This window comes from Arsukibacterium indicum (assembly GCF_019100565.1).
Classification (GTDB): domain Bacteria; phylum Pseudomonadota; class Gammaproteobacteria; order Enterobacterales; family Alteromonadaceae; genus Alishewanella; species Alishewanella indicum.
Genome location: NZ_JAHRID010000005.1, coordinates 56,430 through 77,540, shown reverse-complemented (window position 1 = coordinate 77,540; position 21,111 = coordinate 56,430). Strand labels below are relative to the sequence as shown.

Below are 21,111 nucleotides of genomic sequence, written 5' to 3'. Positions count from 1 at the left end.
TAGTATTGCTAAGCCAACAACAGGCTCGGAAAATGGCGAGCATTCTACTGTAAAAGCATGGTAAAAGCAGCAATAAACCGACAACCTGGCTGTTGCCATTTCAGATAGTTACTTAATGCCAGACCGAAATACTATGTGCAGCCTGTAAATAGTCGGTCACAATGTTGCTGTCATTATTCAGTAAGCCGTCATTGACTGCCGTATCAAACACCAGCTGCCAGCCGGCACCCTCAGACTGATCAGGCAGATTTAATGCTACCGGCTGCATGGCACCATTAAACACAAACAATAATGCCTTGCCAGTTTGCCGGTTTGTGATTCTGAAAATACAAATTGCCCGCTCCGGATCATGCCAGTCGTGTTGTTGTTTTTCTGTACCGTCAGCCAGAAACCAGCATACTTTATGCTTATCGCCGTGCAACTGGTATTGGTCATCCTGCAACGATATTTGCTGTAAGCAACTAAACTTTTTGCGTAATGTAAGCAGCTGACGTACAAATTGCAGAAACTTTTGCTGCTGACCGTCTAACTGCCAGTTCAGCCAGCTTATCGGGTTATCCTGACAGTAGGCGTTGTTATTGCCAGCCTGAGTATGGCTTAGTTCATCTCCTCCCAGCCAGTGGATCATGCCCTGGCTAAGCAGCAAGGTCGCCGCCAGATTACGTTTATGCAGATACCGGCTGGCAATAATATGCGGATCATCGGCCGGCCCTTCCACGCCATGGTTTGTGCTTAAATTATGGCTGTGACCATCCCGGTTCTGCTCACCGTTTTGCCAGTTGTGCTTATCGTTGTAGCTGACAACATCCTCCAGCGTAAAACCATCGTGATAAGTCAGGAAATTTACACTGCAACTGGCTGGTTTGTGATGCTTCTGGAAGATATCACGCGAACCAAGCAAACGGGTGGCAAAGTCTGCTAACACCCCTTTGTCACCGCGCCAGAATGCTCTGAAGGTATCACGGCATTTATCATTTAATTCAGACCAGTTGGCAGGAAACTGGCCCAGATGATAGCCAAAAGGCCCGACATCCCATGGCTCAGCAATCAGCTTAGCCTGCGATAATACCGGATCCTGGGCAATGATCTGGAAAAAGCTGGCATAAGGGTTAAACCGTTTATGCTCGCGGCCCAGGGTCACCGCTAAATCAAAACGGAAACCATCAACCTGCATTTCAGTTACCCAGTAGCGGAGCGCGTCCATCACCAATTGCTGGGTCGCCGGATTGGCAATATTCAGGGTGTTACCGCAACCGGTGAAATTGCAATAGTTCTGGTAGTCAATCATATCGGCGTGGCTGTGAAATAAGTAATAATGCCGGTCGGCAAGACCACGAAAGCTTAGTACCGGACCATCGTCCCCTGCTTCGGCACTGTGATTAAACACCACGTCCAGAATAACCTCAATGCCATGCTGGTGTAAGGTACGCACCATTTGCTTAAATTCGCTAACCGCATCTTCCAACTGATAACGCGGATCTGGTGCAAAAAAATTCACCGGGTTATAGCCCCAGTAATTAGTCAGGCCCAGCGCCGTTAACCTTGGCTCCGCCATAAAAGCGGCTACCGGCAGCAGTTGCACCGTAGTAATACCTAACTGCTTTAAATGGTTAATAATACTGGCATGACACAAACCCAGATAGGTACCGCGAAGTGCAGCCGGCACATCCGGGTGCAACATGGTAAGGCCCTTAACATGCGCCTCATAAATTACGGTTTTTTCACGGGCTATTCTGGGTTTAATGCTTTTTTGCCAGTCAAATGCTGCACCGGGCCAGTTGAAGGCCGCCGGATCCAGCACCCCTTTAGCTAATGCCAGATGGCTTTTTTGCTGATATTGCTCACTTTGCCACACCTGCGCCCGGTTAAGTTTCCGGGCGTAGGGGTCAATAAGTACCCGGTTATTGTCAAAGCGTAAACCTGCACTGCTGTTTGCTGGTCCATCCGCTTTTAACGCATACAGGCTGCCATCGCTGACATCACTGATTTGCACATGCCATATATTACCGGTTCGGGCGATAAACGGCAGTTCAGCCAGCTCTTCTTCGGTATCAGGCTGATATAAACATAATGTCAGCGCCGATGCATCGGGCGCAAAAACCGCAAAATTCCAGCAATTTTCCGCCACTTTTGACGGCCCCAACGGATAACTGCTGCCGTGCGTTACAGATAATAACGCCGTTTTGCCGGCGGTTTTGTCAGGCATTAATCATTGTCCTTTTTCCGCAGATACAAACAGGCCAACGCTGGCAGGTTTAAGCTGATAGCATAGTTTTTGCCATGACAGCTACGCTGCTGCGCCGGTAAATAGCTACCCACGGCATAATTGCCGCCCCAGTAATACTCACTGTCAGTATTAACAATAACCTCATATTCACCGCTTTGCTCTACCCCGAGCATAAAATTATCGCGCGGCACCGGCGTAAAATTGGCAACAATATAAATGACGTTGCCGGCACTGTCGCGGCGGATAAAGCTCAGGGTACTTTGCTCAGCGTCGTTATGATCCAGCCAGCTAAAACCCGATTGCTGATAATCCAGCTCATGTAATGGCTTACAGTGCTGATAACTGTGGTTTAAATCACGATAAAGCTGCTGAATACCCTGATGCTTGGGATAGGCCAGTAAATGCCAGTCCAGGCTTTGGGTATGGCGCCACTCATGGCTTTGGCCAAACTCGTTGCCCATAAAATTCAGCTTTTTACCCGGATGAGCAAACATAAACGCAATATAAGCCCGCAAATTGGCGGCCTGTTGCCATTCGTCACCCGGCATCTTATTAATTAAACTGCCTTTACCATGCACAACTTCATCGTGAGATAACGGCAGAATAAAATTTTCGTTATAGGCGTACACCATAGAGAAGGTTAAATCACTATGATGATATTTGCGGTAAGACGGATCTTTGCTGATATAACGCAGGCTGTCATTCATCCAGCCCATGTTCCATTTAAAACCAAAACCCAGGCCACCACTGTCGACTGGCCGCGAAACTTGCGGAAATGACGTTGACTCTTCAGCGATAGTCATCGCCTGAGGAAACTTGCCATACACTTCGCTGTTCAGCCACTTGAATAAACTGATCGCTTCATAATTATGATTGCCCCCGTCGATATTAGGTACCCACTCGCCCTCATTTCTTGAGTAATCCCAGTACAGCATCGAAGCCACAGCATCAACCCGGATGCCGTCAATATGATAATGTTCCAACCAGTACAAGGCACTGGCGACTAAGAACTGCCGGACATAATCTTTGCCATAATCGTAAATGCAGGAATTCCAGTCAGGATGCCAACCGCGACGCGGATCGGCATATTCGTATAAATGGCTGCCATCAAACCGGGCTAAGCCGTGGCCGTCTTCAGGAAAATGCGCCGGTACCCAGTCCAGAATAACGCCAATGCCGGCCTGATGGCAGGCATCAACAAAGGCTTTAAACTGATCCGGGCTGCCAAACCGCGAAGTTGGCGCAAATAAGCCCAGCGGCTGATAGCCCCAGGAACCATCAAAGGGGTGTTCCATTACCGGCAGCAATTCAATATGGCTGTAACCCATGTCTTTAATGTAAGGAATTAACTGTTCAGCCAGCTCAGCATAGTTGAGTGGCTGGTTATCATCTTTTCGCCGCCAGCTACCAATGTGCAGCTCATAAATGCTGATGGCGCTCTGATAAGGGTTGACCGGCGATCTTTCGCGCCAGCTTTTATCCTGCCACTGATAGCTATTGTGGTCATACACCAGAGAAGCATGTGACGGGTACTGTTCAGCATAAAATGCCATCGGGTCAGCTTTATGGGGCAGCAAGTGGCCGTCTCTGTCTTTAATTTCAAATTTATAACGTATTCCGCTTGTGACTTCAGGTAACACCAGTACCCAATGGCCGCAATCTGTGCGCTCCATTGGGTGACAGCGACCATCCCAGCCATTCATATCACCCACTAAACTAACGCTGCTGGCGGCCGGTGCATACACCGCAAAGCGGGTTGCGGTTAATGGCTTGCCGTCGACATCAAGGCTGATGATCTGCGCGCCCAGCTGGCGATACAGGTTCTCTGGCTGGCTGTTAACGTGGTGTACCGCATAAAAAGCCTGTTCACGGAACTGATACGGGTCGATGCAACGATAAGTAGTATGCGGGTCAGTCACTTGCAAATAATAGGCACTGGCTTTGCGTTTGCGGGCCAGTACAAGTTCATACACGCCAGCATATTCAGGATGAGCCGTTAAGTTACCGAGGCTTTTACCACTTTTTAATTCAAAAGCTTCAACTGTCAGCGCATGCGGCAAATAAGCCCGTAACAGCAAACCGCTACCTTTGGCACTGTAGCTGTTGGTCTGCCATCCCAGCACAGCAAAAGGATGGGCACAATTTGCCTGTTGTAATTGCGCTAATGTCATAGTATCTGCCCTTTTATTATTAATTAAATAGCCGCGCAGCGTATTAGCTGGCCCGTGCTTTCGTTAGCTCTGTCAGTAACCGCTCAATATGCGGCTCAGTAGTCCATTGCTCCAGCTCACGGCTTAATTTACGCCGCCAGTTTGGATACTCATCACTGGTTCCGGGTACATTCACCGGCTGGGTCATTTCCAGCCAGTCCTCAAGCTGCAGACATAATAGCTGACTGCTGCCGGCAGCCAGGTGGCGTTGCAGTGCATAGTTTAGGGTACGATCCATGCCAAGGCTATCTACCGCTCGGGGGTAGTCAGCGGGCAAGATGCCATGGCCGTGCAGCGAATCGAGAATTTGCTGCTTGTTGGCATGGCGCTGCTGATATAAACCCTGCAGCTGCTGCTCGTCCTGATATAGCCCTAATTGCTGACCAAGTTTCAAATCGTCACAATGCCAGAAACCAATTAAGGTCGGTAAGTCGTGGGTACTCAGGGTTGCCATTGCCTGCACCGGGTAATGAGCAGGTGAAATATAACCGCCATCGGCAGCAGTCTCAAAAAAGAATACCCGGTATGAATATATGCCATAGTCTGCTAACAACTCGCGAATGCCATCGGGTACCGTACCTAAGTCTTCACCGATAATGACTGCCCCCTGGCGCTGACTTTCCAGTGCCAGAATGCCCAGCAAATCCATAATCGGGTAATAGACATAAGCGCCGCCACCTGCGTTTGCTGCGGTTTTTGGCACCCACCATAACCGCAGCAATGCCATTACATGGTCGATCCTGAGGGCACCGGCATCCTGCATATTACTGCGAAACAGTTCAATCATTGGCTGATACGCCTGGCTGAATAACTGATAAGGCTGCATTGGCGGCAAGCCCCAGTTCTGACCCGCAGGCCCAAGCGGATCAGGCGGTGCACCAACGCTGGCATCACGACAATATAAGTCGCCGTTACCCCATATTTCAGTGGACGCCTCACTGACGCCTACGGCTAAATCACGATACAAGCCCAATAACATGCCGGCAGTTTTCGCCTGTTGCTGCACGGCTTTAAGCTGCTGCGATGCGATAAATTGCAGATAACAATAGAAATCCAGTTGTTGCTGATGATCCCTGGCAAACTGTTGCACGGCATCACTTTCAGGGTCGCGGTATTGCTCTGGCCAGTTTGGCCAGCCCCAGTAATTACGGTCCTGCTTAATCAAAAAGGCATGCAAGGCATCGTAAAGGGCAAGTTGCTGCAAACTTGCACCACCTTGCTGTTTAAACTCAGCAAACTCAGCCGCTAAATGCGCTTCGTTACCACAGTGCTGTACAAACCATTGATACAAACTGTGCATCACCGGCAGTTTCAGCTGTAATACGCCACTGTAATCAACCCAGTCACGGCTGCGCTGCTCGTTAACCGATGTAACAAAGGCCGGGGCAGTAACCAAGCGCTGGGTGTTACTACATTGCTGGTAACCCGGCATTGCACAAACATCAATATAAATAATATTTAGCCAGCGCCGTGACGATGGGCTATACGGGCTGGCACTTTCCGGCATGGCAGGATAAAGAGCGTGAATAGGGTTTAAGCCAATAAAGTCAGCGCCATGAACAGCCAGATAAGAAACCAGGGTACTTAAGTCGCTAAAGTCTCCGATGCCCCAGTTTCGTGCAGAACGCAGCCCATACAGTTGCACCGATACGCCCCACTGCTTTTGTTGATTAAACTGCTCTGGCTGGTAACATTTGCCGGGGCTGACAATCAACCTTTGCTCAAAACTAAAACCGGTTTCACTACAGCTGAGGGTTAGCTGGTGATAACCAGGGTCCAGCGGATAATCCAGACTATGCTGATACTGCTGGTATTCTTCATCTTCAATAATAGCAACCTGCACCAGTTCGCCGGCAACGGGCTCGGTGCTGAATTGATAGCAGGCCCCCTGCTCTGTTTGTAATGTAAAGTCAAAACGGCTGTTTGCCAGTGCCAGAGGAACCTGCAACTCAAACGTCAGGGGCTCACCCAGCAGTTGCACAGACACCGGCGCCAGAATTTGCTGCCAGAAATCCAGTTGGCGCTCGGTAAGCTCGGCCCTGGCAGCAGCATCATCTGCTATATTAAAGCCCTGAGCAGCCAGCAGTGCCAGCTGGTCAGCGCTGGCAACCTGAGTAGGTTTACCCCAGGCATCATTAAATTCGGTTTCTATTCCGGAAAATGCAACCAGTTCGGCCAGCAACGCGGCATCCATTATTTAATCCTTATTATAAACAGCAGCTTGGCATTACTTTACTACTTTATGCTACCAAACTGCCAAATCAATTTACGTTATTAAATTACATAAAAGCAATTTATTGCCGTTTTAAACTTGAAAAATGCCAGCATTAATGTAATTTTACTACATATTATTTGCTGAATACGTTTTCAGCCTTATTTTCTAAAACTAACTCTGGAGTCACTATGTCTATTCGGGTTGCAATTAATGGCTTTGGTCGTATCGGCCGCAATGTATTACGTGCTTTATATGAAAGCAGCAAAAATTACGATATTAAAATTGTTGCCATTAACGATTTAGGCGACGCGGCTATTAATGCACACCTGCTGAAGTATGACACAGCGCATGGTATTTTCGCTGCCAGCGTCAGCCACAACGATGAAGCTATTTACGTTAACGACGACCAGATTAAAACCCTGAGCATCCGTAACCCGGCTGATTTGCCGTGGGCCGATTTAAAGGTGGACGTTGTATTAGAGTGTACCGGCTTATTTACCGATCGCAAAACAGCAGGCGCCCATTTAACCGCCGGTGCAAAAAAAGTCATTATTTCAGCGCCAGGCAAAGATGTCGATGCCACGGTAGTATATGGCGTTAACCATCAGGTTATTACGCCACAGATGACCATTATTTCAAACGCGTCCTGTACTACAAACTGTCTGGCACCGATTGCCAAACCGCTGTCAGACTCGCTTGGTATTGAATCTGGTTTAATGACCACAATTCATGCCTACACCAATGATCAACGCTTAAGTGATGTCTATCATACTGATGTACGCCGGGCCAGAGCTGCGGCAATGTCGATGATCCCCACAAAAACCGGGGCAGCGGCGGCAGTTGGCCTGGTGGTTCCTGAGCTGAAAGGCAAGTTTGATGGTCTGGCAGTGCGCGTTCCAACCTTAAATGTGTCGCTGGTTGATTTGACCTTTATCGCCGGCCGTGAAACCAGCATAGAAGAAGTGAATGACATCATCCGTGCAGCGGCCGCAACTAGCCCGATGAACCAGGTACTGGCAGTCAACGATTTGCCACTGGTATCAGTTGATTTTAACCACAACCCAATGTCATCCATTTTTGATGCTACTGAAACCCGGGTAAATGGCCGCCTGGTCAAAGTCATGTCGTGGTATGACAATGAATGGGGCTTTAGTAACCGGATGCTGGATAACGTGGTTGAGCTGATGAAGTAAAACCATAAAGTACCGTTTTTAAAGCAGGCTTTATCGCTGCTCTGCTTAACATAGCAGAGCAGAAAATTCTTTCTGCACCGCCTTCAACAGCACATCCCTGTGCTGTTTCAGCCTGCGCGGTATCCATGCCGCTGTTTCGAAAGAACACCTACTCCGCTATGCTATCGGCAAGTTTATCTGCATTTGAAGGACTTTTTATGCCACAACAAAGCATCAGTACGATTACCGGTTTTGGCCAGCTTGGCGATTTGCCCTGTCTGAAATTGCAGTGCGGGCAAGCCAGGGCGGTGATTTCATTATATGGGGGCCAGTTATTGTCCTATCAGCCGACAGCTGGCAATGAAGTATTGTGGTTATCTGACAAAGCACAATGGCATAACGGCGCAGCAATTCGCGGCGGCGTACCGGTTTGCTGGCCGTGGTTTGGCCCTGCTGACGATAAAATAAAGCAGCACCAATCATTGCCTAACCATGGCCTGGTACGTAACCGGTTTTGGCAGCTTGCCGACAGCCGGGTTAGTGCTGACAGCGTTAGCGTGACTTTAAGCATTACTGTTACTGATATACCACCGGCGTTATGGCCAGCCGATTCTGCTGTAATTAGCGCAACGGGTAACACAATATCGAAGCCCATGAAGCTTTTACTAAACCTGCTACTGAGTGACAGCGAACTGACAATACAACTTAAGTGTGACACTTCGCTTTATCAACAGGCAGCGCTTCATAGCTATTTTCGGGTATCTGATCTGCAGCAGGCCAGGGTTAAAGGTTTAAGCGAGCATTACTTTGATAAAGTGGCGAATGTTATGCAGATATCTGCCAGCAACGAAACAGGTTTTAACGGTGAAACCGACCGGATTTACTATAACACCAGTAGCCAGTTGCAACTGATAGATCAGCAAAAACAGTTAACTGTTATACAAAATGGCCATGATGCCAGTGTTATCTGGAATCCAGGCCAACAAAAAAGCCGCGATCTGCCCGATATGGCAGATTGCGGCTTTACTGAATTTGTTTGCGCGGAAACAGCCAGGCTTGACGTCACTACTGCCAACGAGTTACATCTGTTACAAACAATCCGGGCCCGGCAGTGACATCAGCTTTCGCCCTAAAGCTGGCCCTGCAGAAATTGCTTCAGATCCTGTTGTGGGTAACCCAGCTGATCCAGTAACTCCGGAAACTCTTCCTGAGGTAAAAAAACGCTATCAAAATGCTCTAAAATAACTGTTAAATCAGCACCTTGATCCCGAAGTTGCTGAGCGGTAGCCAAATGGATATTACGGACAAAATCACTGGTCATTTCAGGTAACCTCAGATTAGTTTTAGTTGTATCTTCTGTCTTTTTCGCCTGCCTATACTGAACAAATTTTAGCCAGCTGACAAGCATTAAAAACCGCTTTTTACCAGCTTGAATTAAACTGCTCTTTTAACGAAAGTTTTCTGCCATCTGCGAACTGTACTGTCACGTTCAGTTGCCATAACATGGCTGGATCGCTACAGGCACCCAGTAAAAACTCTGCCTGCCATTGCTCTGCACCACCACTGTCTGGCGTACTTAGCTTTTGAAAGCGCAACGGGACAACCCCCATGTACATACTAACGCCGGTAACGTCAGCCGTAATATTGCTTATTGGCTGCCGGCTGACCAACTGAAGACGCAACGGTGTTTCTACCGGAACTGTTCCCGGCGTCAAACCAAGGGATATGTCCGGGCCCTGAGTAAACACCCTGGTACTGTGATCGGCTCGTTGTGGCTGGCACGCCGCTAACACTAGCAAAAACATCAGCAGGCATACATGACAAATAATACTGTTTTGCATGGGCAACTTTGGGCGGCGTGAAAACACACATTTTACCGGCTTTTCTGCAAAAGGGCTAAATTGTGACTACAATTGGCTACTTATTGTGCAGAGACTTTGTTCTACGTCATAAAATGGGTGAGTTTACCTATCTTTTAAAAGTCAAAACTCGTATCATTTCGCCCAAAATTCAGTGGCCGCAACCGCAAAGTTAACATCTTGTTAGTTGCCCACTTTATAACAATAGGGCCACCTTAAGGTGGATTTTAGTAACCAGCATAACTGCAGCGGAACTCAACATGAGCCAGACCAAACCGTTAAATGTTGAATACAACTATAGCGTTGTCCGCCACTTTGCCATTACTACCGTTTTATGGGGTATTGTTGGCATGGTGGTGGGCGTATTACTCGCAGCCCAGCTTTACTGGCCGGCATTAAACTTTGATATTCCGTGGCTAACGTACAGTCGTTTACGGCCACTTCATACCAACGCGGTGATATTTGCGTTTGGTACCAGTGCCTTGTTTGCTACCTGTTATTACGTGGTACAGCGAACCTGTCAAACCCGGTTATTTGCTGAAAAACTGGCGATGTTTACCTTCTGGGGTTGGCAAACGGTTATTGTTGCCGCAGTCATAACATTGCCGCTTGGTATTGGCCAAAGCAGTAAAGAGTATGCTGAGCTGGAGTGGCCAATAGATATACTGATCACGATTGTCTGGGTCTCCTTTGCTATCGTGTTCTTCGGTACTTTAGTAAAACGTAAAACCAGCCATATTTATGTCGCAAACTGGTTCTATGGTGGTTTTATTATCACCGTAGCAGCCCTGCATATCGTTAATAGTATGGCAGTACCGTTAAATCTGTTTAAATCCTATTCTATCTATGCTGGTGCAGTCGATGCCATGGTGCAATGGTGGTATGGCCACAACGCAGTGGGTTTTCTGTTAACTGCTGGCTTCCTTGGCATGATGTACTATTTTGTGCCGAAGCAGGCTGGCCGGCCAGTTTATTCTTACCGCTTGTCGATAGTTCACTTCTGGGCCCTGATTGCCCTCTATATCTGGGCTGGACCGCACCATTTACATTACACTGCCCTGCCTGACTGGACCCAGTCGTTGGGAATGGTCATGTCTATTGTGCTGTTCGTACCCAGCTGGGGTGGCATGATTAACGGCATCATGACGCTGTCAGGTGCCTGGCATAAACTGAAAACCGACCCTATTCTGCGCTTTTTAATTGTCTCGTTATCTTTCTATGGTATGTCGACCTTTGAAGGCCCGATGATGGCAATTAAATCGGTCAATGCCTTATCTCATTATACCGACTGGACCGTCGGCCATGTCCATTCTGGTGCCTTAGGCTGGGTAGCCATGATTTCTATAGGCGCTATGTACCATGTTATTCCGGTGGTTTATAACAAAGTGGGTATGTACAGCACCAAGCTAATCAACACCCACTTCTGGTTGCATACCATTGGCGTGGTGTTGTACATCGTGGCCATGTGGATCTCAGGTATTATGCAGGGCATGATGTGGCGCGCGGTAAACACTGACGGCACCCTGACTTACAGTTTTGTGCAAAGTCTGGAAGCATCTATGCCATTTTATCTGATGCGCTTTATTGGTGGGGTTTTTGTAGTCACAGGTATGTTGATTATGGCATACAACGTTTACAAAACTGTCCGTAGTAAAGATGAAGTGGCACAAGCTGTGCCAGTAACGGCATAAGGGGCAGGTCATGTCGAAGAATCATCATGAAAAAATAGAGAAAAGTGTTGGTTTACTGGGGATTTTTACCGTTATCGCTATCAGCTTCGGTACTCTGGTGCAGATTACACCGCTGATGTTTATGGAAGAAACCAAACAGCCGATCGACGGTTTAAAACCCTACACTGCGCTACAAATGGAAGGCCGGGATATTTACATCCGGGAAGGTTGTGTTAATTGCCATAGCCAGATGATCCGTCCTTTCCGGGCCGAAGTTGAGCGTTATGGTCACTACTCTGTCGCAGGCGAAAGCGTATGGGAACATCCCTTTTTGTGGGGTTCTAAGCGCACAGGCCCTGACCTGGCCCGGGTTGGCGAACGGTATAGTGATGACTGGCATTATGCCCACTTGATGAACCCACGCTCAGTAGTGCCACAGTCTAATATGCCGGGGTTCCCCTGGTTGGACACTAATGTTCTGGATGGGAAATATACTGCCCGCAAGCTTGAAATCTTCCGTGGTTTTGGCGTGCCTTATACCGATGAAGACATTGCCGGCGCTGCTGATGCAGTTAAAGGTAAAACTGAAATGGAAGCCTTGATTGCTTATCTGCAATCGCTGGGCACAGCGTTGAAGTAACCATTATGGAATTTGCAACAGTTCATAGCGTGTTAACCGTGATTCTGTTTGTTGGCTTTGTTGCATTCGTTATCTGGGCATACGGTAAAAAACGTAAGAAAGATTTTGACGAAGCTGCCAACCTGGTATTTGACGACGAACCAGAATCGAAAGAACAAAAAATCAAACGGGAGTCAGATCATGAGTAGCTTCTGGAGTGCTTGGATCATTGTTTTAACTTTACCTGTGCTAATTGGCTGCTTTATTTTACTGCGCTGGAATTTAACTAACTATGTCGGTGTGCCGGAAGATGAAACCACTGATCATGAAGTAGACGGCCTGAAAGAAGTCAATAACCCACTGCCAAAGTGGTGGACGTACATGTTTTACGGCACCCTGATCTGGTCGGTATTTTATCTTGCCGCCTATCCGGGTTTAGGTAACTGGCCGGGCTTTTTAAACTGGACCAGCTCAAACCAGGGCATTAAAAACCTGGAAGAGTCGCGTGCAGCGGTAGCCCAGGCAAAAGCTGAAGGGCGTTACGTCCAGCTGGATGTTGAACAGGAAGCTGCGGCAGAAACCTACGGCCCGGTTTTTCAGCAGTTTGCCAAGCGTGACGTATTGGATCTGGCCTATGACCCGGACGCATTAAAAATTGGTCAACGGCTGTTTTTGCAAAACTGCGCGTTATGCCATGGCTCCGATGCCCGTGGTCAGCGTGGTTATCCAAACCTTACTGACAACGACTGGTTGTATGGTGGCAGCCCGGACAAGATTAAAGAAACGCTGCTATATGGTCGCAGAGCAGCCATGCCAGGTTGGGAAGCAGCGCTTGGTGAACAAGGTATTAAGGAAATGACTGCCTATGTTCTTAGTTTGTCTGGCCGTGCAGTAAACGAGCGTGATGCCAGCGCCGGTAAAGCCAAATTCGGTTTATGTGCAGCCTGTCATGGCGCTGATGGTAAAGGTAGTGTTGCCCACAATCTGCCATTTGGTGCGCCTAACCTGACTGATAATATCTGGTTGTACGGTGGCTCAGCTGGTGCCATTGAAGAAACACTGATAAAAGGTCGTTATGGAGTGATGCCTGCTTTTAAAGATACGTTGGGCGAAGATAAGGTACATATACTGACAGCATATGTTTACCGTTTGTCGAACCCGGAAGATCTGCGTTAATAAAGATACGCAAAAACAGGCTAATAGCAACTAAGCCCCGTAAAGGGGCTTAATATTATCAACATAGAGGTAATGATGCAGCAGGACACAAAACCCTGGTATAAGCAAGTCTGGCCCTGGATCCTCATTGCCATACCGGTAGTAACTGCATTACGGGCCATTTATGCCGTGGTTCTGATGAATCAGCAACAACCTGATCTGGTGATTGACGACTACTATAAAGCCGGTAAAAGCATCAATTTACAATTGGCAAAATACCGTGAAGCGGCATTGCGTAATTTAAATGCGACAGTGCTGATTGCCGGTAACCGGGCTGTGGTGAGGTTTACTGAGAATGCCGTGCTGGACAGCAGTATTCACCTTGATTTTTATCACCCTACCCTGGCAGCACAGGATTTTGCGGTGGATGCACAGCGTAGTGGTGAGCTACTGTATGTGGCTACCCTGCCCCTGACGCCAACCGGAAAATGGCGCTTGAATGTCACTGACAACAGTAATGAATGGAAATTAAGAGCCACCTTCGAGCTGCCGGCAACACAGGAAATTAAGCTCGGTTATTAATTACATACTCAGTTTTTAGTTGAACAAAAGCAGAGGCCCGGTTGACAACACTAAGCTGTTTTCATTGTCTTGAGCCGGTTATTACCGGCGAGCGTTTTCAGTTAACCATCAATGGCAAACCGGAGCTGTTTTGCTGTGCAGGCTGTCAGGCGGTAGCCCAGACTATTATCGCCAGTGGCCTGGACGACTATTACAAATTTCGAACCGAAGCTGCAGCAAAAGCTGAACTCATCCCAACTGAGCTGCGCGCCAGTTTACAACAATATGACAGTGCTGATGTGCTGGCCGATATCAGCCAGCAACATCAGAATGGCGCAGAGCTTGAACTGGCTATTAGCGGCATGAGCTGCGCTGCCTGTGCCTGGTTAATTGAAAAGCACCTGAATAAACACCCTGCTGTTAATAAAATCAGTATTAACTCCTCCACCCAGCGAGCCTTACTTAACTGGCAGCCTGAGCAATTAGCACTCAGTGAAGTGTTATTGCAGATTAACCAGCTGGGTTATCAGGCCAGTCCCTTTGTTGCCGACCAGATGGAGCATCAGTTTAAAGCTGAGCTGAACCGCTTTTTAAAACGACTGGCGGTATCTGGCATTATGACAATGCAGGTAATGATGCTGGCCTTTGCCTTGTATTTTGGCGAATACAGCGGTATTGACGAATCGCATCATGGCTATCTGCGCTGGATTAGCATGCTGCTCACCCTGCCGGTAGTACTTTATGCAGCGCTGCCTTTTGTTAACAGTGCCTGGCGCAGTATTAAAGCACGACAAATGAATATGGATGTGCCGGTGAGCCTGGCAATTTATTACACGTTTTTTGCATCGGCCTATGCCACTGTTATGCAAACCGGTGACGTCTATTTCGAGTCGGTCTGTATGTTTACCTTCCTGCTGCAACTGGGTAAGTTTTTTGAATACCGGGCCCGGGCGCAGGCGCGGGATGCAACCAGTAACTTACTGAAAATCATGCCGGTATCGGCTACATTGTTGCAGAATGATCAACAGCAGGCGGTTTCAGCCCGTCGTCTGGTTGCCGGTGATATTATTCTGGTAAAACCAGGTGAAACCCTGCCGGCAGACGGTATGGTACTTAGCGGTAGCAGCACTGTCGACGAGTCAATGCTGACCGGTGAATACACCGCCATCAGCCGGCAGCAGGGCGATATGGTGCTGGCAGGCAGTATAAATCATGATGGCCTGCTAACGATTAGTGTCAGCAGTACTCTGGTACATTCGCGCCTGGGCCAGATCATTCAGTTGCAGCAACAAACCTTGCACAACAAACCGCGGCTGGTGGAAAAAACCGATCAACTGGCCCGTTATTTCGTCGAGCGGCTTTTGCTTATTGCCGCAGCGACTTTCGCCCTCTGGTATTTCTGGTTAGACGCCGACCGGGCATTCTGGGTTACGTTATCAGTGTTAGTGGCAACCTGCCCCTGCGCATTAAGTCTGGCCACCCCTACCGCAATAACCTGCGCGCTGTCACGGTTAAACCGGCTGGGTATTCTGGTAAAGAACTCACAAGCACTGGAAACCCTGCCAGAACTTACTCATATTATTTTTGATAAAACCGGTACCCTGACTGAAGGCCGCTTCAGTATTGTTAATATTCAACGTTTTCAGCCGGTATCTAGCCGTCAGATCACCGACAACGAACTGTTAAATGTGGTCGCAAACCTGGAGCAGCACTCTGAACATCCTATTGCCCGGGCCTTTGTCAGCCACTTAAAACAGAATTTGGCGATTAGCCAGGTCACCATCAGTATTGGTCAGGGTATCAGCGGCATCTGGCAGGACCAGCAACTTCGTGTCGGCAGTGCCGAGTTTTGTCAGATTAATAACCCTGAGCAAATCGGTGCGGCTAATGCGAATGTATTTGTGACTATCGACCAGCAATTAGTGGCTGCCTTCACGCTGGCCGATAATCTGCGGCCTCATGCGTTAACCCTGATCAGAAATTTACAGCAGCAGGGTTACCGGCTTGGCATGTTAACCGGTGACAGTTCAGGTCAGGCTGCAGAGCTTGCCGCCGACCTTAACTTAGATTTTATGCAGCAAGGCTGCAGCCCTGCCGATAAAGTAGCAGCAATTACTGCGCTGGTTAATGACGGCCATAAGGTGTTAATGCTCGGCGACGGTATTAATGACAGCCCCGGGTTTAACGCGGCTCATATTTCTGTAGCGGTGGATTCAGGTACTGACTTATCCAAAAATCAGGCAGATGTGGTACTGTTAAAGCCGGATATCAGCTTGCTGGCATTCTTACTTGCTGCTGGTAAACAAGCTTCCGGCATTATCCGGCAAAATTTGCTGTGGGCTGTGGGTTACAATCTGTTAATCATCCCGCTGGCAGTCGCCGGCCTGGTGTCACCCTATATTGCGGTGTTGGGAATGTCTTTCAGCTCATTACTGGTTGTTTCTAACTCACTCAGACTATTGAAAAAATGAGTTTTTAATATGAGCCCTCAATATTACGGTTTTTTAATCATGAGTATCATATGAGTATCATTTACGTCTTGATCCCTATCGCTATTTTATTTGTCATGCTGGGCCTGGCTATTTTCTTCTGGGCTGTGCGCAGCAAACAGTTTGAAGATCTGGATAAAGAAGGTTTCAGCATTTTATTTGATGAACAGCAAACAACCGGCAACCCGGCATCAAAAAAAACAAATCAAAGCTCAGCAGTTATGCCAGATAAGCAGGCTGAACCCGCTGCTAAGCAGCAGGATAAACCAGGGTCATGACAACAGACCTGTTTGCCGCGCTACTGATAGGTTTTCTGGGCAGTAGTCATTGTATCGTGATGTGTGGTGGTATCATTGCAGCACTGCAACTGGCCATGCCCCAACGCAGCATTGGCTGGAAATTTGCCATGCAGTTATTGTTAAGCCTGGGCCGATTAACCACCTACGCCTTACTTGGCGCACTGGTCGGCTACTTTGGCATGCAGGCCATGGCACTGGCAGGCATATCACTGATTTGGCTGCGGTTAATAGCCGGTTTGTTGCTATTGCTGATGGCATTGTATATTGCACGGTTATGGTTTGGGCTTACCGTCCTTGAACGGGGTGGTCAACGGTTATGGGCCCTGATACGGCCACTGAGTCAGCAGATTATGCCACTGGATACTTTACCTAAAGCATACCTGTACGGCTTGTGCTGGGGCTGGTTGCCCTGCGGCCTGGTTTACTCAACCCTGGGGTGGAGTCTGGCCAGCGGCAGTGCCATTCAGGGCGCACTTATTATGTTATTTTTTGGCTTGGGCACCCTGCCCGCACTGCTGACATTCGGTAGTTTGGCCAGTACACTCAGTAAATTTAAAAACCGGCCAGCCGTACGTTATAGCGCGGCGGGAATATTAGCTATTTATGGTGTTTATACAATATTCCTTGCTTTAAAAAGACTAGTTTTTTAAGCTGTAGCGGTTATTTCGGGGACAATCAGGAAACCAGATTATGCAACGTTCAGCAATAAATTGTCAGGATTGTGGTTTCAGCCAGCTATGTCTGCCGTTTTCCCTGAATGAGCAGGAACTTAGCCGGTTAGATGATATTATTCAACGCAAAAGGCCGTTGCACAAAGGCGACATGCTGTTTGAGAGCAATAAGCCATTAACAGCGCTGTATGCTATTCGTTCCGGGTCATTCAAAACCTTCACCCTTACCGAACAAGGTGAACAACAAATTACCGGCTTTCATTTACCTGGTGATGTTATTGGCTTTGATGCAATAAACAATGAGTTACATAACAGCTATGCAGAAGCGCTGGAAACCGGCATGGTATGTGAAATACCCTATCCCAATCTTGAGTCATTGCTGGATCAATTACCAAAGTTACGCCAACAGTTAATGCGTTTAATGAGCCAGGATATTCAGGCCGATCAGCAAATGCTGTTATTGTTAAACCGCAAAACAGCTGAACAAAAGTTAGCGACTTTTTTAAACCATCTGGCGCAACGGTTTGGTAATCGTGGTTTTTCTGATAAGGCATTCCGTTTATCAATGACCCGCAGTGACATCGGCAATTATCTTGGTTTAACTGTTGAAACCATCAGCCGTTTATTAAGTAAATTACATAAAGAACAGCTAATTGTTGTCGATGGCAAGCTAATTACCATTACTGCACCGGCTGCTATGCAGCAGTTAGCCGGTAATTGTTAGTTTTTTTGATTTAGCACAAACTGAAGTTCCCCCTATTACGGTTTTATTGACTACACTTTTCAGTAGCAACAAAAAGCAGCGCCTGCCAGCACATTAAGTTGCGCATGGCCAACCCCTTATTGTAACAAGGCCTTTTGTAACAAGGAGAGTGTAATGACCGTTTTCAGCAATGTGTTAGTGGTACTTGATCCGACAGATAGTCAGCATAAAGCCCTGAACCGTGGTTTAGAGCTTGCCCACAAACAACCTTGTAAACTAACCGCTTTTTTATCGGTATACGACTTTTCCTATGAAATGACTACCATGCTGTCGGGTGACGAACGGGAATCGATGCGCCAGGCTGTTATTCATGACCGCGAATTATGGGTCGGTGAGCTGATTAATGATGCCAGAAATCAGGGAGTTGATATTAGTGTAAAGGTGGTGTGGCATAACCGCCCCTTTGAAGCGATAGTGCATGAAGTGCTGGAGCAAAATTTCGATCTGGTTATCAAAGGCACCCACAACCATGACATCTTAAAATCGATGATTTTCACTCCGACAGACTGGCATATTCTACGCAAATGTCCGTGCGCAGTATTGCTGGTTAAAGAGCATGCCTGGCCTGACAATGGCAATATTATTGCTGCAGTAAATGCGGGTAGTGAACAGGATCATCATCAATCGCTGAACCAGCGGGTGATCAGCAATGCCAAAGCCATGGCAAAAGTGTTGCAGGGTAAAGTTCATCTGGTTAATGCCTTTCCCGGCACGCCGGTTAATATCGCCATCGAAATTCCGGAGTTTAACCCACAACAATATAATTCTGCTATGCGCCGCCATCATGAAAACGCGGTAGCTGAGCTGGCCAGTCAGTTTGATATGGCCGAACAGGATACCCATGTGCTGGAGGGCATGCCTGAAGATATTATTCCGGCGCTGGCTACCGAGCTGGACGCAGAAATGGTGGTTATTGGCACGATTGGTCGAACCGGTTTTTCAGCCGCCATTATTGGTAACACCGCAGAACACTTAATTGACCAGCTTGACTGTGATGTTTTAGCGTTAAAACCGGCAAATTTTGTCAGCCCGTTAGCAAAACACTAAAATCCGCCCTATGGTATTGGCGCACACTTGGTTATAATGTGCGCCATTTTTCTGCAGGGTTACCGAAGTTATGTCGCACGCAGCACAAGCAAAAGCACAGTATAATTTAAACAAACTGCACAAACGGCTGCGCCGCGGCGTGGGTCAGGCCATTAGTGACTTTGGCATGATAAGCGAAGGCGATAAAATTATGGTCTGCTTATCCGGTGGCAAAGACTCTTATACCATGCTGGATATTCTGCTTAACTTACAGCAATCTGCGCCAGTCAGTTTCAGTATTGTTGCGGTTAACCTGGATCAGAAACAACCGGGTTTTCCGGCACATGTATTACCCCAATATTTGCAGAGCATTGGTGTTGATTATCAAATTGTGACTGAAGACACCTATGCCATTGTCAAAGATAAAATTCCTGAAGGTAAAACTACCTGCTCCCTTTGCTCGCGCCTTCGCCGCGGCATTTTATACCGCACGGCAAAGGAGCTGGGCGCCACTAAAATAGCGCTGGGCCATCATCGCGATGACATGCTGGAAACACTGTTTTTAAATATGTTTTATGGGGGCAAAATGAAATCGATGCCACCTAAGCTGATCAGTGACAACGGCGAGCATATCGTGATCCGGCCACTGGCATATTGTAAAGAAAAAGATATTGAAAAATACTCTGAAGCGCGCCAGTTTCCGATAATCCCCTGTAACTTATGCGGCTCGCAGGATGGTTTACAACGTCAGGTTATAAAAGAAATGCTGCAAGACTGGGATAAACGCTTTCCGGGCCGGATTGAAACCATGTTTCAGGCAATGCAGAATGTGGTGCCATCTCATCTGGCTGACAACAGCTTATTTGATTTTGCCGGCATATCAAAAGATGGCCAGAATACCGTTGAAGGAGATACGGCTTTCGATCATCAGGCCGTACCGGCCATTCCTGTTGGCCTTGCCAGCGACGAGGAACAAGACGAATACTCAACCTTAGCAGACAAACATCAACTCAGTAACAGCCTGAAAATTGTGCAGTTATCATAACTGCACTTAACTGCTACATTTTGTTGCTCAGAGATTAGTCTTCCAGAAAGCGCCGGTTAAAGCGGATCATACTGCTTATTTCAGCAATATACTCATCACCGCGTTCTGAATAGCGGCCTAAACCGGCCGCAAGGGCCTCGCCACGCACAGGCTTGCGCTCGGCTCTTAATTGCGCCCGGATTTCGCGCAGCGGCTCGTAGGTATGAAAGGTGTTCAGGTTGTAAAAATAGCTGCGGATACTTTTGGCGGGACTATCAAACTTTGCAACCTCATGGCTCATGTCGTCAGCACGACTAAGCGGCACCAGACCACACCCCTCCCGAAAACACCACTGACCAAAAAAGTTGTAGCCTTCAACCGCAAAGCGGCTGGTCCCCCAGGCAGATTCATTGGCGGCCTGCATTAACACCAGGCTAGCAGGTAAAATATCGACCCTTTTCAGTAATTCCTGCAGCATTTGCGGATCTGATTCGGCGACGTCCATCCGGAACTCATCATACAAGCTATACAGAAATGCATATTCGTTGATGGTGAGCCGTTGGTTTTTCTGTTTTTTTTCTGCAAGCTCGATTAATTGCCGCCGCAAATTGCGCAACCGGTTATTTTCGCGCTGTACATGGGGTCGCAGATAATTAAAAAAAGCTCGCTTTTTGGCATTGGTATCAGTAATAGCACTAAAATCTGGCAATGCAGTAAAAGGAATAGCGGGTTCGGTATAGGCTAGCCGTTCCAGCACCTTTTGCTGATCAGCCTGACTCAGCGCCGCGATTCTGCCAGGTCGTTGCCATTCATCGAGTGAGTCCTGCTGTGGCACCGGCTGCAGCCCGACAAAAGGGCTTAACGCCGCATACGCAACAAGGCACCAGCCTGCTACGATCACACTTTTTTTAATCAAAAATTCACCATTACATTCTGCACCATCGCAAGCCATCTAAAGTAACTGAATGGATTGCGGATTTGAAATTTAGTTAGCTATTTTAGCCTTTGCCTGGCTCAGATTGAACTAAAAAATATTTCAGCTGGTTTTTTTACAAAAATTTGTCAACATTTCTGGTCGCCGCATTGCAAATCTGCCGCGGTTATGTGACAACTACACCCTGATATTTTAGCTATCTGGATGGATATTATTA

At 47.7% G+C, this 21,111-nt stretch carries 19 protein-coding genes; 13 read left to right on the top strand and 6 right to left on the bottom strand.

What is annotated here, in order from left to right; translation table 11 throughout:
* Positions 1 to 112: 112 nt before the first annotated feature.
* From glgX to malQ, 3 genes are read right to left on the bottom strand one after another with little or no spacing between them, the layout of a single operon-like run.
* Positions 113 to 2,206, bottom strand: coding sequence for a glycogen debranching protein GlgX (glgX, locus tag KQY15_RS11615; RefSeq protein ID WP_217669367.1), 2,094 nt, complete (start codon positions 2,204 to 2,206; stop codon positions 113 to 115).
* A complete protein-coding gene (gene glgB / locus KQY15_RS11610; protein ID WP_217669366.1) occupies positions 2,206 to 4,398 on the bottom strand; it encodes a 1,4-alpha-glucan branching protein GlgB in 2,193 nt (730 codons plus the stop codon). Before glgB ends, glgX begins: the two co-directional genes overlap by 1 nt.
* A 43-nt stretch (positions 4,399 to 4,441) precedes the next feature.
* Positions 4,442 to 6,631 (bottom strand): 4-alpha-glucanotransferase, encoded by a 2,190-nt coding sequence (gene malQ, locus KQY15_RS11605; protein ID WP_217669365.1) that lies wholly within the window; start codon positions 6,629 to 6,631, stop codon positions 4,442 to 4,444.
* A gap of 209 nt (positions 6,632 to 6,840) precedes the next feature.
* Between malQ and gap the strand changes: the two genes are divergently transcribed.
* Both gap and KQY15_RS11595 read left to right on the top strand, forming a co-directional pair.
* Positions 6,841 to 7,845, top strand: a complete 1,005-nt coding sequence (gene gap, locus KQY15_RS11600; RefSeq protein ID WP_217669364.1) for a type I glyceraldehyde-3-phosphate dehydrogenase — start codon at positions 6,841 to 6,843, stop codon at positions 7,843 to 7,845.
* 197 nt (positions 7,846 to 8,042) lie between these two features.
* Positions 8,043 to 8,939 carry a D-hexose-6-phosphate mutarotase gene (locus tag KQY15_RS11595; RefSeq protein ID WP_217669363.1) on the top strand — a complete coding sequence of 299 codons (897 nt, stop codon included), beginning with the start codon at positions 8,043 to 8,045 and terminating at the stop codon, positions 8,937 to 8,939.
* Positions 8,940 to 8,953: 14 nt separating this feature from the next.
* Here the strand turns inward: KQY15_RS11595 and KQY15_RS11590 are convergent, their stop codons facing one another.
* Together KQY15_RS11590 and KQY15_RS11585 are read right to left on the bottom strand one after the other, a co-directional pair.
* Positions 8,954 to 9,145 (bottom strand): hypothetical protein, encoded by a 192-nt coding sequence (locus KQY15_RS11590; protein WP_217669362.1) that lies wholly within the window; start codon positions 9,143 to 9,145, stop codon positions 8,954 to 8,956.
* A gap of 100 nt (positions 9,146 to 9,245) precedes the next feature.
* Positions 9,246 to 9,665, bottom strand: a complete 420-nt coding sequence (locus KQY15_RS11585; RefSeq protein WP_217669361.1) for a hypothetical protein — start codon at positions 9,663 to 9,665, stop codon at positions 9,246 to 9,248.
* A 278-nt stretch (positions 9,666 to 9,943) separates the two neighbouring features.
* On the opposite strand from KQY15_RS11585, the gene ccoN reads away from it, so the two are divergent.
* The 11 genes from ccoN (at position 9,944) to ttcA (ending at position 19,981) form a co-directional block, all read left to right on the top strand.
* Positions 9,944 to 11,374, top strand: coding sequence for a cytochrome-c oxidase, cbb3-type subunit I (gene ccoN / locus KQY15_RS11580; protein WP_217669360.1), 1,431 nt, complete (start codon positions 9,944 to 9,946; stop codon positions 11,372 to 11,374).
* Between the two features lie 10 nt (positions 11,375 to 11,384).
* On the top strand, positions 11,385 to 11,993 hold the full coding sequence (gene ccoO, locus KQY15_RS11575; RefSeq protein ID WP_217669359.1) for a cytochrome-c oxidase, cbb3-type subunit II: 609 nt from the start codon (positions 11,385 to 11,387) through the stop codon (positions 11,991 to 11,993).
* A gap of 5 nt (positions 11,994 to 11,998) precedes the next feature.
* Complete coding sequence (locus KQY15_RS11570; RefSeq protein ID WP_217669358.1) at positions 11,999 to 12,181, top strand: cbb3-type cytochrome oxidase subunit 3; 183 nt, start codon at positions 11,999 to 12,001, stop codon at positions 12,179 to 12,181.
* Entirely contained in the window at positions 12,174 to 13,148 is a 975-nt protein-coding gene (gene ccoP / locus KQY15_RS11565) for a cytochrome-c oxidase, cbb3-type subunit III (protein WP_217669357.1), read from the top strand. Before KQY15_RS11570 ends, ccoP begins: the two co-directional genes overlap by 8 nt.
* 75 nt (positions 13,149 to 13,223) lie before the next feature.
* Positions 13,224 to 13,709: a FixH family protein gene (locus KQY15_RS11560; protein ID WP_217669356.1), complete on the top strand. Its 486-nt coding sequence runs from the start codon at positions 13,224 to 13,226 to the stop codon at positions 13,707 to 13,709.
* A gap of 41 nt (positions 13,710 to 13,750) precedes the next feature.
* Entirely contained in the window at positions 13,751 to 16,159 is a 2,409-nt protein-coding gene (locus KQY15_RS11555) for a heavy metal translocating P-type ATPase (protein WP_217669355.1), read from the top strand.
* Between the two features lie 50 nt (positions 16,160 to 16,209).
* Positions 16,210 to 16,455, top strand: a complete 246-nt coding sequence (gene ccoS, locus KQY15_RS19050) for a cbb3-type cytochrome oxidase assembly protein CcoS (protein WP_254795674.1) — start codon at positions 16,210 to 16,212, stop codon at positions 16,453 to 16,455.
* Positions 16,452 to 17,126 (top strand): sulfite exporter TauE/SafE family protein, encoded by a 675-nt coding sequence (locus KQY15_RS11545; RefSeq protein WP_217669354.1) that lies wholly within the window; start codon positions 16,452 to 16,454, stop codon positions 17,124 to 17,126. Before ccoS ends, KQY15_RS11545 begins: the two co-directional genes overlap by 4 nt.
* Before the next feature lie 40 nt (positions 17,127 to 17,166).
* On the top strand, positions 17,167 to 17,871 hold the full coding sequence (gene fnr / locus KQY15_RS11540) for a fumarate/nitrate reduction transcriptional regulator Fnr (protein WP_217669353.1): 705 nt from the start codon (positions 17,167 to 17,169) through the stop codon (positions 17,869 to 17,871).
* A gap of 153 nt (positions 17,872 to 18,024) precedes the next feature.
* The gene (gene uspE, locus KQY15_RS11535; protein ID WP_217669352.1) at positions 18,025 to 18,957 is read left to right on the top strand and encodes a universal stress protein UspE; all 933 of its coding nucleotides are present in this window, start codon (positions 18,025 to 18,027) and stop codon (positions 18,955 to 18,957) included.
* 70 nt (positions 18,958 to 19,027) lie between these two features.
* Entirely contained in the window at positions 19,028 to 19,981 is a 954-nt protein-coding gene (gene ttcA, locus KQY15_RS11530; RefSeq protein WP_254795672.1) for a tRNA 2-thiocytidine(32) synthetase TtcA, read from the top strand.
* A 34-nt stretch (positions 19,982 to 20,015) separates the two neighbouring features.
* On the opposite strand, the gene KQY15_RS11525 is transcribed toward ttcA, so the two are convergent.
* Positions 20,016 to 20,876 (bottom strand): glucosaminidase domain-containing protein, encoded by an 861-nt coding sequence (locus KQY15_RS11525; RefSeq protein ID WP_217669351.1) that lies wholly within the window; start codon positions 20,874 to 20,876, stop codon positions 20,016 to 20,018.
* Positions 20,877 to 21,111: the final 235 nt, after the last annotated feature.

Excerpts from the sequence above, each read along its gene's own strand:
- KQY15_RS11560 (WP_217669356.1), top strand. The coding sequence starts at position 13,224 with ATGCAGCAGGACACAAAACCCTGGTATAAGCAAGTCTGGCCCTGGATC.
- gap (WP_217669364.1), top strand. The coding sequence starts at position 6,841 with ATGTCTATTCGGGTTGCAATTAATGGCTTTGGTCGTATCGGCCGCAAT.
- malQ (WP_217669365.1), bottom strand. The coding sequence starts at position 6,631 with ATGGATGCCGCGTTGCTGGCCGAACTGGTTGCATTTTCCGGAATAGAA.
- ccoO (WP_217669359.1), top strand. The coding sequence starts at position 11,385 with ATGTCGAAGAATCATCATGAAAAAATAGAGAAAAGTGTTGGTTTACTG.
- glgB (WP_217669366.1), bottom strand. The coding sequence starts at position 4,398 with ATGACATTAGCGCAATTACAACAGGCAAATTGTGCCCATCCTTTTGCT.
- KQY15_RS11590 (WP_217669362.1), bottom strand. The coding sequence starts at position 9,145 with ATGACCAGTGATTTTGTCCGTAATATCCATTTGGCTACCGCTCAGCAA.
- uspE (WP_217669352.1), top strand. The coding sequence starts at position 18,025 with ATGACCGTTTTCAGCAATGTGTTAGTGGTACTTGATCCGACAGATAGT.
- KQY15_RS11570 (WP_217669358.1), top strand. The coding sequence starts at position 11,999 with ATGGAATTTGCAACAGTTCATAGCGTGTTAACCGTGATTCTGTTTGTT.
- ccoP (WP_217669357.1), top strand. The coding sequence starts at position 12,174 with ATGAGTAGCTTCTGGAGTGCTTGGATCATTGTTTTAACTTTACCTGTG.
- fnr (WP_217669353.1), top strand. The coding sequence starts at position 17,167 with ATGCAACGTTCAGCAATAAATTGTCAGGATTGTGGTTTCAGCCAGCTA.
- ccoS (WP_254795674.1), top strand. The coding sequence starts at position 16,210 with ATGAGTATCATTTACGTCTTGATCCCTATCGCTATTTTATTTGTCATG.
- ccoN (WP_217669360.1), top strand. The coding sequence starts at position 9,944 with ATGAGCCAGACCAAACCGTTAAATGTTGAATACAACTATAGCGTTGTC.
- KQY15_RS11595 (WP_217669363.1), top strand. The coding sequence starts at position 8,043 with ATGCCACAACAAAGCATCAGTACGATTACCGGTTTTGGCCAGCTTGGC.
- KQY15_RS11585 (WP_217669361.1), bottom strand. The coding sequence starts at position 9,665 with ATGCAAAACAGTATTATTTGTCATGTATGCCTGCTGATGTTTTTGCTA.
- ttcA (WP_254795672.1), top strand. The coding sequence starts at position 19,028 with ATGTCGCACGCAGCACAAGCAAAAGCACAGTATAATTTAAACAAACTG.
- KQY15_RS11545 (WP_217669354.1), top strand. The coding sequence starts at position 16,452 with ATGACAACAGACCTGTTTGCCGCGCTACTGATAGGTTTTCTGGGCAGT.
- glgX (WP_217669367.1), bottom strand. The coding sequence starts at position 2,206 with ATGCCTGACAAAACCGCCGGCAAAACGGCGTTATTATCTGTAACGCAC.